This window comes from Symbiopectobacterium sp. Eva_TO (assembly GCF_053848865.1).
The window spans coordinates 1,759,392-1,771,536 of record NZ_JBSPEY010000004.1 but is presented as its reverse complement, the minus strand read 5'-3'; the positions used below and the strand labels follow the sequence as shown (position 1 = coordinate 1,771,536).

9 protein-coding genes and 3 pseudogenes are annotated in these 12,145 nt (G+C 53.2%); 10 read left to right on the top strand and 2 right to left on the bottom strand.

Going from position 1 to position 12,145, the window contains the following annotated elements:
• Window positions 1–2: 2 nt before the first annotated feature.
• Window positions 3–218, bottom strand: coding sequence for a cellulose biosynthesis protein BcsR (gene bcsR / locus ACWWJF_RS11395; RefSeq protein ID WP_455869493.1), 216 nt, complete (start codon window positions 216–218; stop codon window positions 3–5).
• 542 nt (window positions 219–760) lie between these two features.
• Between bcsR and bcsE the strand changes: the two are divergent.
• From bcsE to ACWWJF_RS11345, 10 genes and pseudogenes are all read left to right on the top strand, one after another.
• A pseudogene (gene bcsE, locus ACWWJF_RS11390) lies at window positions 761–2,329 on the top strand (cellulose biosynthesis protein BcsE).
• The gene (bcsF, locus tag ACWWJF_RS11385) at window positions 2,326–2,514 is read left to right on the top strand and encodes a cellulose biosynthesis protein BcsF (protein ID WP_455869492.1); all 189 of its coding nucleotides are present in this window, start codon (window positions 2,326–2,328) and stop codon (window positions 2,512–2,514) included. Before bcsE ends, bcsF begins: the two are co-directional and overlap by 4 nt.
• Before the next feature lie 19 nt (window positions 2,515–2,533).
• A pseudogene (gene bcsG, locus ACWWJF_RS11380) lies at window positions 2,534–3,095 on the top strand (cellulose biosynthesis protein BcsG); the annotation flags it as partial.
• Window positions 3,096–3,156: 61 nt separating this feature from the next.
• Window positions 3,157–4,001 (top strand): IS5 family transposase gene (locus ACWWJF_RS11375; protein ID WP_455869491.1). Its coding sequence is split into 2 segments (ribosomal slippage): window positions 3,157–3,502 and window positions 3,502–4,001, totalling 846 coding nucleotides; the frame shifts between segments, so codons are not numbered across the junction.
• A gap of 18 nt (window positions 4,002–4,019) precedes the next feature.
• Window positions 4,020–5,087: pseudogene (gene bcsG, locus ACWWJF_RS11370) on the top strand (cellulose biosynthesis protein BcsG); the annotation flags it as partial.
• A gap of 236 nt (window positions 5,088–5,323) precedes the next feature.
• The gene (locus ACWWJF_RS11365) at window positions 5,324–5,494 is read left to right on the top strand and encodes a hypothetical protein (protein WP_455869490.1); all 171 of its coding nucleotides are present in this window, start codon (window positions 5,324–5,326) and stop codon (window positions 5,492–5,494) included.
• 65 nt (window positions 5,495–5,559) lie between these two features.
• Window positions 5,560–6,891 (top strand): IS4 family transposase, encoded by a 1,332-nt coding sequence (locus ACWWJF_RS11360; protein ID WP_455869489.1) that lies wholly within the window; start codon window positions 5,560–5,562, stop codon window positions 6,889–6,891.
• Window positions 6,884–7,540: a hypothetical protein gene (locus ACWWJF_RS11355; RefSeq protein ID WP_455869488.1), complete on the top strand. Its 657-nt coding sequence runs from the start codon at window positions 6,884–6,886 to the stop codon at window positions 7,538–7,540. The genes ACWWJF_RS11360 and ACWWJF_RS11355 overlap by 8 nt, the downstream gene beginning before the upstream one ends.
• A 332-nt stretch (window positions 7,541–7,872) precedes the next feature.
• The gene (locus ACWWJF_RS11350; protein WP_455869487.1) at window positions 7,873–9,162 is read left to right on the top strand and encodes a dicarboxylate/amino acid:cation symporter; all 1,290 of its coding nucleotides are present in this window, start codon (window positions 7,873–7,875) and stop codon (window positions 9,160–9,162) included.
• A 408-nt stretch (window positions 9,163–9,570) separates the two neighbouring features.
• Window positions 9,571–11,061, top strand: a complete 1,491-nt coding sequence (locus ACWWJF_RS11345; RefSeq protein WP_455869486.1) for an insulinase family protein — start codon at window positions 9,571–9,573, stop codon at window positions 11,059–11,061.
• A gap of 75 nt (window positions 11,062–11,136) precedes the next feature.
• On the opposite strand, the gene kdgK is transcribed toward ACWWJF_RS11345, so the two are convergent.
• Window positions 11,137–12,069 carry a 2-dehydro-3-deoxygluconokinase gene (gene kdgK, locus ACWWJF_RS11340; RefSeq protein WP_455869485.1) on the bottom strand — a complete coding sequence of 311 codons (933 nt, stop codon included), beginning with the start codon at window positions 12,067–12,069 and terminating at the stop codon, window positions 11,137–11,139.
• Window positions 12,070–12,145: the final 76 nt, after the last annotated feature.

Sequence of the window (12,145 nt, the reverse complement as noted above, 5' to 3'; positions counted from 1 at the left end):
TTTTATCCTTGTGGTTCTGTGTGCTGTGATTCAGGGGCGGGGAAATGTGCCAATTCAGCCAGCAATGGCCAACGCGCCATCATCTGTGTCAGACGCGCCTGATGCGTAATATCGATATAAGCAATGGGAGGCAAGGCAAAGGCACGGCGCAAAACATTCAAATCGTCATGATGGTCTGCGAGAGTGATAGCATTTTGGCGAGCAGCGTTATTTTCCACGGTTCCCTATGCCTCTCAATGATGCTTATTCAAATAATAAATAGCGTGCTGACAAATACATTTCCGCGCGCTCATCTCTGATATTCAGGAGAGAGAACACAGTGCTATACCCCATATCGTTATACACATCTTTCTAACGCACTGTTTAATCAATGAGTTACGGGTTTATCTCAGAGTGGCATTTTGAACCTCAAAAAGCCAATGGGATGGCTTGAATGCCTTAATTCACGGGGTTCTGAGCATCCTGTTCAAAAAATGGCCAAAAGATGTGTATAACGATATGGCTATACCCTTGTCATTAGTCGAAATATTACCTATTAAGTAATAGAACACTTTTTCAGGTTTGGTAAAAATTTCATAAGCAATCATGAAAAAATGTTTTCCTATTATGGCGGCGCAATTTTTGTTATTTGTGAATAGCGTAACTATACTCGGTACTTGCCAAGAACGGTTCAACAAGGGACTGTGCGTAGTGCTGTTCTACGTGGTTCGGCCTGCGTGCAAAGTGTTATTCCATCTCTTTAACGATAAAGACAACGCCCATGGTGCCACGCTTTTTATTAGGGCTTCGGGAACTCCAGGATGAATTAACCACCATGCAGATTCCTGGACTGTACTGGATTAACTGTGACAGAACTGTGGATGCCGAATTACTTTGTCGGCAATGCATCGGTGCGCAATCAGAACAGGCGCGCGTGACTCTTATTCGCAGCGGTGCCGCAGATGACGCTCCTTTTATTCCCTTATTACCCACTGCACTGGCTCAGTTCTCTCGTTACCGTTTAGCGGAGAGCAAGGCGGCATTGATGGCTCTGACCAACGATGTCACCCGCGCGACCGCACCGCGTCAGCGCCTGTTTGTATTGCTGCTGCCCGCGACCCAGTGGAAGGATTTTTCTGCCGAACAGCTTCAGCGCTGGATTGTTCGTATGGGGACCTGGCTGGCGCAGCGGCAATGTGCGTTGGTAGTCGTGGCCCACGGCAGCGGTGTGGGGCGATTGCGTGGGATATTGACCACGCAGCACCGTACCCTGTATGGCCTGGCACACCCGCAATGGCAGCAGGATCGTGCCCAATATTTAATCGCCTGGTGGAGTGAAGGTGGCGGTATTAATGCCAATCTGGCTGTACTGATGACGCCGCAAGCGCAGGGATGGCAACTGTTACGCGATGAGGACGACGATCCTGCTTCTATCACGCCACTGCTAAACGATGAAAACCTGTTTTATGCAGAGCTCAGTGTGCTGGAAGGTGCGCCCGCATAATCCGATCACTGGCAACTATTGGACAGTAACGCCGAACTGGCTCAGCAAGCCCAGCTCACGCACTCTGCAACCCTGATTTTTGCGCTGCAACAAACGCAGGACGTGGACATGCTGGCGCGTTGGGTGCACAGCTTACGCCGTCAGCGCGGCAACGCCTTGAAAATCATGATTCGCGAGATGCGTCCTTGTTTGCGCTCCAGCGATGAGCGGCTGCTGCTCGCCTGCGGGGCGAACATTGTTGTCGCTCATTCCGAGCCGTTATCCCGCTTTCTGGCGCGGTTGGAGAGCGTACAGGGGCAACGCTTTGGACGTCACGTGCCTGCCGATGTGGAGACGTTGCTGACCACGATGCGACCTTTGCAATTCAAGGGCTACCTGCCACAGGCGGCGTTCAGCAATGCCGTGCGCATGTTGATCGAGCACTCTCTGATGCCGGAGGGGGGTAAAGGCATTCTGGTGGCACTGCGGCCGGTGCCGGGATTAGCCGCAGAACAGGCTCTGACGCTGTGCCAACTGCGCCGTTTTGGCGATGTGGTGACGGTGGCGCAGCAACACCTGTTTATTTATCTTTCGACCTGTCGCCCGAATGAACTGGAGACGGCGCTGAAATCCATTTTCCGCCTGCCGGTCAACGAGATTTTCAGCAATCGGCTGGTGTGGTCACAGGATGTGCAGATGCTTATCGAAGTGAAATCCTTGTCGGAAACGCGTGAAGAGAGCGTGGTCTCCAGCACCGTGCAGTCCGTGGTGCTGCCACGCGAGGAACGCCCGGCGTCAGTGCCGATTCGTCGCGAGCCCATCGGGCTGGCGCTGTTTGACGTATCTTCGGAGGGAAATACACCATGACGCTCAGTGATATCCTCCAGATTATTGCACTGAGTGCGCTGGTTTTTTTCCCGCTGGGCTATCTGGTGCAGCGTTACCTTACACCGCGTTATCAGTACTGGAAAAACCGGCTGTTACGCCCACGCTACCTGAAATCTGACGGGGTGTGGATTCGTGACGACGCTGAGTCACAGGCGGATAAATAACATGGATGAAAAAAACACAATGTCGCCGAAACAACACGTGTCGCCGAATCAGCAACTCTGGCGCTATTGGCGCGGGCTGGGGGGGGAATTTCTACTTCTTGTTGAAATTCGCCCTGCTGTGGTTTGGTTACCTGAATTTTCACCCGTTCTTAAACCTGGTATTTCTGGCGTTTCTGCTGTTTCCGTTACGTGCGGAAGGGTTGCACCGGGCGCGCAATATTATTGCTATTCCTATTGGGATTGCCCTGTTTTATCACGACACCTGGTTGCCAGGTGTTAACAGCATTCTCAGTCAGGGCAGTCAGGTCGCGGGCTTTAGCGCCGCTTATCTGCTGGAACTGGTAAACCGCTTTATTAATTGGCAGATGGTTGGGGCGGGTTTTGTGCTGCTGGTGGCGTACCTCTTTCTGTCGCAGTGGATTCGCATTACGGTATTTACCGTTGCGGCAATTGCCTGGCTGAATATTCTTACGCTGGGGGGGCCCGCGATTGCATTGCTGCCATCATCATCGGTGGCTTCCGGGACTTCCGCGCCTTCCGGCGAGGGGAGCGCACCCGCGGCGGCGACTTTGCCGCCGACTAGGCTGTGTCCCTTAATTACCTGAGTTATAGTAACCGTATGTTTCCACAGTATATTGAACTATGGCTCGCTACGACCTTCCCGATGAAGCATGGATGATCATCCAGTCTTTACTGCCTGCTGAACCAGCAATACCACGTGCCGGACGTCCATGGGCAGAACATCGTAAAATCATCAATGGTATGTTCTGGATTCTGTGCTCAGGTGCTCCATGGCGTGATTTACCTGAGCGATATGGTCCGTGGAAAACCGTATATAACCGCTTTAATCGGTGGTCAAAATCGGGTGTGATTAACATTATTTTCAACAGGTTACTTTCTGCTCTTGATGCGCATGGTCTCGTTGACTGGTCTGCCACGGCGCTGGATGGCAGTAATATCCGGGCGCTGAAATGTGCTGCCGGTGCTCAAAAAAACATCCCGATATCACCGGAGATAACGGTCTGGGTCGCTCTCGCGGTGGTTTTGGCACCAAAATCCATCTGGCAACAGACGGAAGTGGTCTCCCGTTAAACATCCTGCTGAGCCCCGGACAGGCTCACGAAAGCCAGTTCGCATTACGTTTTCTGGACGGTATTGGTGTTCAGCGCCAGAATGGCAGCATGAAGCGTCGTGGTTATGCGGTGCTGGCTGACAAAGCTTATTCAGGGCATGTACTACGCAACGAGCTGAAACGAAAGGGGATAAAGGCAGTCATCCCCCGAAAAACGAATGAAAAAATGGCTTCGGACGGGCGCTCACGGTTCGCCAGTGGCGCTTACCGTCATCGCAATGTAGTGGAAAGATGTTTTGGCCGATTAAAAGAATACCGCCGTATTGCCACACGTTATGACAAAATGGCGAGGAATTATCTGTCGATGGTTAAACTGGGCTGCATCCGCCTCTTTTACAAGAAGTTATGCAATTAAGGGACACAGCCTAATGAGAATCTGACGGCCTACCTTAATCAGTTCTATACGCGGGAAAAATCGCGTATTAGCGCGTTTCCTGCTGCGCTGCCGGCGGATGCGCAGCCCTTTGACGTGCTGATTATCAATATTTGTTCGCTCTCCTGGTCGGATTTGCAAGCCATTCATCTCGATACCCATCCGCTGTGGCAACGTGTTGATGTGATGTTCTCCCAGTTCAATTCAGCAACCGCCTATAGCGGCCCGGCCTCGATTCGTCTGCTGCGCGCCAGTTGTGGGCAAACGTCCCATCAGGGGTTGTATCAACCGGCCAACCGCGAGTGCTATCTGTTTGATAATCTCGCTAACCTTGGTTTTAAATCACAGCTGATGATGGATCACTCCGGCGTGTTCGGTAACTATCTCAAAGATGTGCGTGAAGAGGGCGACATGCAGTCGCAGCTCCTGTCACAGCAAGGTATCAGCCATCAGATCACGTCGTTCGACGGCGAACCGATTTATAACGATCTGGAACTGCTCAACCGCTGGCTCTCGGGCACCACACAGCAAGGTGCGGCGCGCAGTGCCACCTTCTTCAATGTGATTCCATTGCACGATGGCAACCGTCTGGTGGGCACCAACACTGCGGCGGACTTTGCGCCACGTGCCAAGACGTTGTTCGATCAGTTGAATGCGTTCTTTGACGTGCTGGAAAAATCGGGGCGCAAGGTGTTGGTGGTGGTGGTGCCTGAGCACGGTGCTGCGTTGGAAGGGGATAAGATGCAGATGTCCGGATTGCGTGATATCCCTAGCCCCAGCATTACCCATATTCCGGTCGGCATGAAACTGTTTGGCGCGGCTGCGCCGCATCAGGGGGCGCCGCTCGAAATCAAAACGCCGAGCAGCTATTTAGCCATCTCGACGCTGGTGTCTCGTCTGGTGGATGGTAAAAACTTTGTAGCTCCGAGCATCGACTGGGCGGCATTGACGCAGGAGCTCCCGCAGACCGAGGCCATTTCTGAAAACGAGAATGCTATCGTTATGCCCTATCAGGACAAGGTCTATATCCGCCTGAACGGCGGTGATTGGGTACCGTATCCGCAGTAATATCTGATTAATCAGGCAGACTCGCCATGGGTCTGCCTCCCGCGCTTTGTGCTCGCCTCCTCCCCTCGGTGCTGGTGCACCACAGTTCGGATTAAGATGAAATCCCATTGGGGTCATAAAAGGGCATTGAGACGCGCTTAAGCTGGCCTATACTAGCGCGATCGTGCCCGGTGAACCGTGTAACACAACTGAACAAGCGCCATCGACGGAGAACAGGTTTGCGGCTGAGACGCTCTTTGACAATCAAACAGATGACGGCGGTTTCCGCCGTGGCGGTGGTGACGCTCAGTCTGTTTATTGTGATACAACTTTTTCACTTCGTGCAGCAGCGGCGTGAGGATTATGCCCACCTCGTTATACACAAGTCCGCAACGCCTTATATGCCAAGGGTTAGCGGGCTGAAATAGGCAGCCAGTGGGGTTGTAAATGAAGTGAAACCGACGTGTACTATCGCCATTTACGGCGCTGAAAAATGACACGGGATTCAGATGGCTGGGCACACCAAGAACTGGAAGGGGTAAATCTTGGTGACACGAGGCTCAATAAGCGTGCCAAAGGGCTTTTGATACGGCTGGCTGAGAATCCGCAAGCCAGCATTCCGCATGCGTGCCTCGGATGGTCTGAGACGCTGGGTGCTTACCGCTTCATGGAGAACCAAGCATTCGAATGGCGAGACATTCTGCAACCTCACTGGCAGCGTACGCAGGAAAGGATCCGAGAACACGAGGTTGTGCTGTGTATCCAAGACACTACCGAGCTTGACTTCAACGGGCAGCAAATCCAAGGCTTGGGTCCCTTGAACTACGAAGCCAGGCGTGGTCTGTATCTGCATCCGACCTACGCGGTCAGTCCGGATCGCGTGGGGTTGGGCGTACTGGATGCGTGGATGTGGGCAAGAGAGCCGAAGGATGCAGACGGAAAACGCGATGGGATCAAGGAGAGTACGCGCTGGCTCGAGGGATACGAGCGAGTTGCTGAACTCGCCTCGGAGTTGCCAAACACACGTCTGGTGTACTTAGCCGATCGCGAAGCGGATATCAAGGCGTTGATGCAGCTCGCTGATGACCTTGGCACTCCGGCTGACTGGTTGATCCGCTCGACTCATAATCGCAGTCTGGACTGTAATGAGAAGCTTTGGCAGAAGGTTGGAAAGACCGTGCCGGTGGGAGAAATCCAATTCGTTATGGCGGCTCGCGCGGGGCAGAAGGCGCGTACGGTGAAACAGGCGCTGCGCGTGAAGCGAGTGTCGCTGCGTTGCGGGTTGGCAGTGACTTGTGTGATAGCCAAGGAAATTGAGCCGCCAGCAGGCGTGAAGCCGGTCGAGTGGCGGTTGCTGAGCAATCGCGTACCTGAAGGACGAGAAGATATCGTGGCGCTGATCGACTGGTATCGGGCTAGATGGAAAATCGAGATGTTCTTCAATGTGCTGAAGAACGGCTGCTGTGTCGAAGCGTTACAGTTATCGACCGTGGATCGCATTGAGCGGGCATTGGCGCTGTTCATGATCGTGGCATGGCGCATCGCCTATTTAATGCGTATGGGACGAACCTGTCCAGAGCTAGACGCAATGTTGTTCTTTGATTCCGACGAGACTCATGGAGCTTACCTACTGATGAACAAGCGTATGCCCAAGGGCCGCCCTAAGCTAAACGAAGTATTGCGCTTAGTTGCGCAACTCGGAGGCTTTCTTGCTCGAAAAGGCGACGGTGAACCAGGCGCAAAAACTATCTGGAAAGGCTTGCAGAAAGTCATGACGGCCGCCGAAACGCTACGCGCGCTCAGGCACGAACAGAGATGTGTATAACGAGGTGGATTATGCCAGGCAACTGGAGAGCATCGCTTTTTCCGTGCGTGAATCGTTGGCGGAGGCGGTGTTGCGCGGTGACGTGGTCCGCGTTGAAGCGATCCTCGATAACCTGCTGCCTGTGGCATTTCTGAGTCGCGCCGACGTGATGTTGCCCGGCTACCTGCAAACGTTGCACGCGCGCTTTCCAAGCGAACGCCCGGTGCCTGCGTGGCTGGCACGCGTATTCAAATTACCCATTCGTATCGCGGTGCCGCTCTATGCGCTGCCGCAGGCACCGACATCGGCGCCGCTGGCGACGCTGGTGCTGCAAGCGGATTCCTACCGTATGTTTCAGTTTATCGTCAGCACCTTTTCCATGCTATTGGCGACTTACTTCTTGCTGGCGCTGATCCTCTCTGTCGCCGTGACCTGGTGCATCAACCGCTTGATGATTCATCCGCTACGGGCGGTGATCACTGAGTTGCAGGCGGTGCCGACGGAGCAGCTATTGCAACATCGTCTGACGTCGCCAAAACATCATCAGGATGATGAACTGGGCGCGTTGGTGCGCAGCTATAACCTCAATCAGCAGCGGTTAGCGCAGCAGATAGCGGATGACGCCACGCAATCTAACGCGGATGATATGGCGCCTCCTCCCAAACCGTAGCGATAGTCGCGCTCATTCGTGTTACCATCTGATAACACTAAAAATTAATCTTGCAAATTAAAGGTATTTTAATATTTCAATTGTATTTTATGGGTTTTTTCAATATTTACCCAGAATGGACTGATTGCATTATCGTTATATGTTGCAAAAAAATTGCTTGCATGTTTGTTTTTTGCATTCTCGCTGATGTGATTCAGCTCTTATTTTTAACCTGACGTTCACAAACTAAAGTTATAAAACATTTCCACTCTGTTACCGCGATGTTACTTTTCGCCGCAGTCACAGAGGCGTCGTTTGCGACCCTATGTGTTTCCCTACCATAGGATAAGTATATGAAAGTGTCTATCTTTAAAAAACTTTATTTTCAAGTTCTTACAGCGATTACGATAGGGATCCTACTAGGACATTTCTACCCAGATCTGGGTGCGCAAATGAAACCGCTGGGCGATGGATTTGTTAAACTGATCAAGATGGTGATTGCCTCCGTCATCTTCTGTACCGTAGTGACCGGTATTGCCGGTATGGAAAGTATGAAGTCGGTAGGCCGTACTGGCGCTGTAGCACTGCTTTACTTTGAAATTGTCAGCACCGTGGCACTGATTATCGGTCTGCTGGTGGTGAATATCATGCAACCGGGTGCGGGCATGAATGTCGATGCCTCCACACTGGATGCCTCTGCGGTGGCGGTCTACACCCAACAGGCGCAACAGCAGGGCGTGGTCGCGTTTCTGATGGATGTGATTCCTGCAAGCGTGGTGGGCGCTTTCGCCAGTGGTAACATTTTGCAGGTGTTGCTGTTTGCGGTGATGTTTGGCTTCGCACTGCATCGCCTGGGTGAGAAAGGACGCGTCATTTTCAACGTGATTGACAGCTTCTCACACACCATTTTTGGCGTGATCAATATGATCATGCGTTTGGCACCGATCGGCGCATTCGGCGCGATGGCGTTCACCATTGGTAAATACGGTGTTGGCTCACTGGTGCAGTTGGGACAGTTGCTCATCTGCTTCTATATCACGTGCCTGCTGTTTGTTTTCCTGGTGCTGGGCAGCATCGCCCGCGCTACCGGATTCAGCATTTTCAAATTTATCCGCTACATCCGTGAAGAGCTGCTGATTGTGCTGGGGACCTCCTCGTCAGAATCCGTGCTGCCGCGCATGCTGAACAAGATGGAAAAAGTGGGATGTAAAAAATCGGTGGTGGGTCTGGTGATTCCTACCGGCTACTCTTTCAACCTGGATGGCACCTCCATCTACTTGACCATGGCGGCGGTGTTTATTGCGCAGGCTACCAATAGTCATATGGATATCTGGCACCAGATTACGTTGCTGGTGGTGTTGTTGCTCTCCTCGAAAGGTGCCGCTGGCGTCACCGGTAGCGGGTTTATCGTGCTGGCAGCGACCATTTCTGCGGTGGGGCATCTGCCAGTGGCTGGTCTGGCGTTGATCCTGGGTATTGACCGCTTTATGTCAGAAGCGCGTGCCCTGACCAACCTGGTCGGCAACGGTGTCGCGACGATCGTGGTTGCCAAGTGGGTGGGTGAGCTGGATGAGAAGCAGCTGGAAAGCGAGCTCTCTGGGCATAAAAAAGACGATACGTCTGCACCGACCGTACTTTCATAAATGGGTTTTACCCTGCGCCAACTCCAGTTGGCGCAGTGATAACGGGCTATCCCCGTCCTCGCTTCTCATGATTCCCCGTGATTGCGGCTTGCCATCACGGGGAATTTTTCATAAGGTTGCGGCCAGGCAATCGCGTTGTGCACGGTCTGTATCGGGGGCATAACGATCAAAAACCGCTTATTGGTCATCATTTCGTCTCTATTTCCAAAATTATTTCATCGTATTGAGTGACATAGGCAAAAGTGTGCGGTCTAACGTAAGAGTAAACTTATCGCTCTGATTTCCCCGTAATACCTCCGCTGGCGCATCCTGAAAGGGATAGGCGTATTGGGCGGTGAGAGAGTGTACAGACCTTATTGTAACAATCATCTGTTACTGTGTTGGATAGTCAGCTAAGTAGGGGTTCACATGCAGGACACCAAAATAGGGTTCTTAGTTGGTGGAGTGTTGATGGCGTTGGCTGGTGGCAGCGTGCAAGCTGAAACACTACAACCCGATCCTGCCTGGCAGCAGGGAAAGCTGGATAATGGTTTTACGTGGCAGTTACTGACCACGCCGCAGCGTCCTGGGGATCGGATTGAATTACGTTTAGTGGTTAACGCAGGTTCGCTCGCTGAGAGTGCTCAGCAGTCGGGCTTTGCGCACCTTATTTCTCGTTTGGCACTGACGCCGGGCGATAATTTACCTGTCGCACAGCTTCCCTCGTTGCTGATACCGGAGACTAACGGCGCGAAGCCGCTGCCGCCCGCGTTTGTCTCGTATGACTACACCTCCTACAACCTCAGTTTTCCCAATAATCGGCCTGAATTGCTTAAAGATGCACTGAATTGGCTGGCAGAAACGGCAGGGAGCATCAAGATTGATGATGTCAGTATCGCTAACACGTTACGCATCCCCGATCAGGTGGTGAGTGTTCCCGCCGATCCGCAGGATCCCACGTGGCGTTATCGCTTGAAAGGATCGTCTCTGCTGGCGCACGATCCGGCACAGAATGTCAAAGCGCGCCCAACGACTGAGATGATGTCGCAGTTTTACAAAGCCTGGTATACCCCTGATGCGATGACGCTGTACGTGGTGGGGCATGTAGAAACTCGCCAGATAAACGAGCTTATCAGTAAAGCGTTTGTCTCACTGGAAGGCAAACGCGCCGCGCCGGCTCCGATGCCGACGCTCTCGCCGCTGCCTGCGGAGCCGATTGGTTTTATGCTTGATAACGCGAAGCGCGATACGCTCTCGCTGATCTGGGATATGCCCTGGCATCCTATCCGCGAATCGCAGGCGCTTACCCGCTACTGGCACAGTGATTTAGCGCGCGAAGCGCTGTTCTGGCATGTGCAGCAGGCATTGGAAAAGAGCGGGCTTAAAGAAACCAGCGTGCGCGTTAACTGCGATGTGTACTATACCCGTGCGCAGTGTGGCATCCATCTGGACAGTCCTAACAGCGAGAACGCCGAGGCCGCGTTGACCTTCCTGGCAAAAGAGCTGATGAGCTTGCGTGACAAGGGGTTAACGCAGCAAGAGTTTGATGCGCTGATCGAGCGCAAGAGCGACGAACTCAGCAAGCTGTTTGCGACCTACGCCCGCACCAGCACCGATGTGTTGATGCAGCAGCGCTTGCGCTCACAGCGTAACGGAGTGGTGGATATTGCACCGGAACAATATCAGAAGTTGCGTCAGGCCTATCTCTCTGAACTGACGCTACCTTTGCTGAATCAGGAACTGCACCAGCAGCTTTCTCAGGAAACCACGCTGATGCTCAAGCAGCAAAAGGGTGAGCCGGAAGTAAACACCAAGGCGTTATATGAGGTGTACAGTAAAATCATGACACCTCCTGTCGCGGTGGAGGCTGCTTCAGCCGCGCTATCGGAGGAGGCGGCACAGGCAACACCGGCACAGTAATGTGCCCTGGCCGTTACCTCGCCCAATAAAAAGGGAAGCCAGATGGCTTCCCTTTTTCGCTGTAGCGCTGTGTTATCAGGCCGGCATGGCATCTTGCGGGATGATGGCACCACGGTACTGAATCACCGTGCTGGCGGTCAGGTGGCCGCGTTTGGCCGCCGCTTCCGTCGAGCCGCCGCACAGGCGCACTGACAGATAGCCTGCGCTGAAGGAGTCACCTGCCGCAGTAGTATCCACTACGCGCTCTTTCGGCAATTTCACCGCCGGAACATCCACTAACGGCTGGCCGTTTTCAGAAATCAGGCAGGAGTCTGCGCCGCGTTTAATTACTACTTCAGACACGCCGAAACCGTGCGTGCGCGCCAGCACGGCATCCACCGGCTGTTCGCCCCACAGCATGTCTTCGTCATCCAGTGTCAGGAAGGCGATATCGGTGCATGCGAGGATGTCACTGTAGGCTTGCTGTGTCTCTTCTTTGCTTTGCCACAGGCGCGGACGGTAGTTGTTGTCGAAAATGACCTTGCCACCGTTGGCGCGGCAGGCGCGCAGCAACGTCAGCAAACGCTGGCGGCTGGCTGGGTTAAGAATCGCTACGCTGATACCGCTCAGATAGAGATAGTCAAAGGTGGCCAAACGTGCGCAGATGGCATAGGCATCTTTGCCGTCCAACCAGAAACGCGCGGCGGCATCATTACGCCAGTAGTAGAAGGTGCGCTCACCGGTATCGTCGGTTTCAATGAAGTACAGGCCCGGCAGCTTGTTGTCCAGACGCTGAATCAGCGAGGTGCCTACCTTCTCTTTTTCCCAGGCCGTCATCATTTCCGTGCTGAAGCTGTCCGTGCCCAGTGCGGTCACGTAGTGGACGCCCAGAGCGTCGGTATTCACCTGGCGAGCGACATACACGGCGGTGTTCAGGGTGTCGCCACCAAAGCCGCGGTTGAGGTCCGCGCCCTTTTGCGACAGTTCAATCATGCATTCGCCAATTACGGCAATGTTTTTAGTGGTCATCAGAAGCTGGCCCGTTCGAAAAAGTGAAGAAAAAGGTCATAAAAAAAAGAGAGCAATGGGCTTCAGTCTCAACGTT

What these genes read in the sequence shown, in the direction of transcription:
- ACWWJF_RS11350 (WP_455869487.1), top strand. Translation starts at nt 7,873, where the DNA reads ATGAAAGTGTCTATCTTTAAAAAACTTTATTTTCAAGTTCTTACAGCG.
- bcsF (WP_455869492.1), top strand. Translation starts at nt 2,326, where the DNA reads ATGACGCTCAGTGATATCCTCCAGATTATTGCACTGAGTGCGCTGGTT.
- kdgK (WP_455869485.1), bottom strand. Translation starts at nt 12,069, where the DNA reads ATGACCACTAAAAACATTGCCGTAATTGGCGAATGCATGATTGAACTG.
- ACWWJF_RS11345 (WP_455869486.1), top strand. Translation starts at nt 9,571, where the DNA reads ATGCAGGACACCAAAATAGGGTTCTTAGTTGGTGGAGTGTTGATGGCG.
- ACWWJF_RS11360 (WP_455869489.1), top strand. Translation starts at nt 5,560, where the DNA reads ATGACACGGGATTCAGATGGCTGGGCACACCAAGAACTGGAAGGGGTA.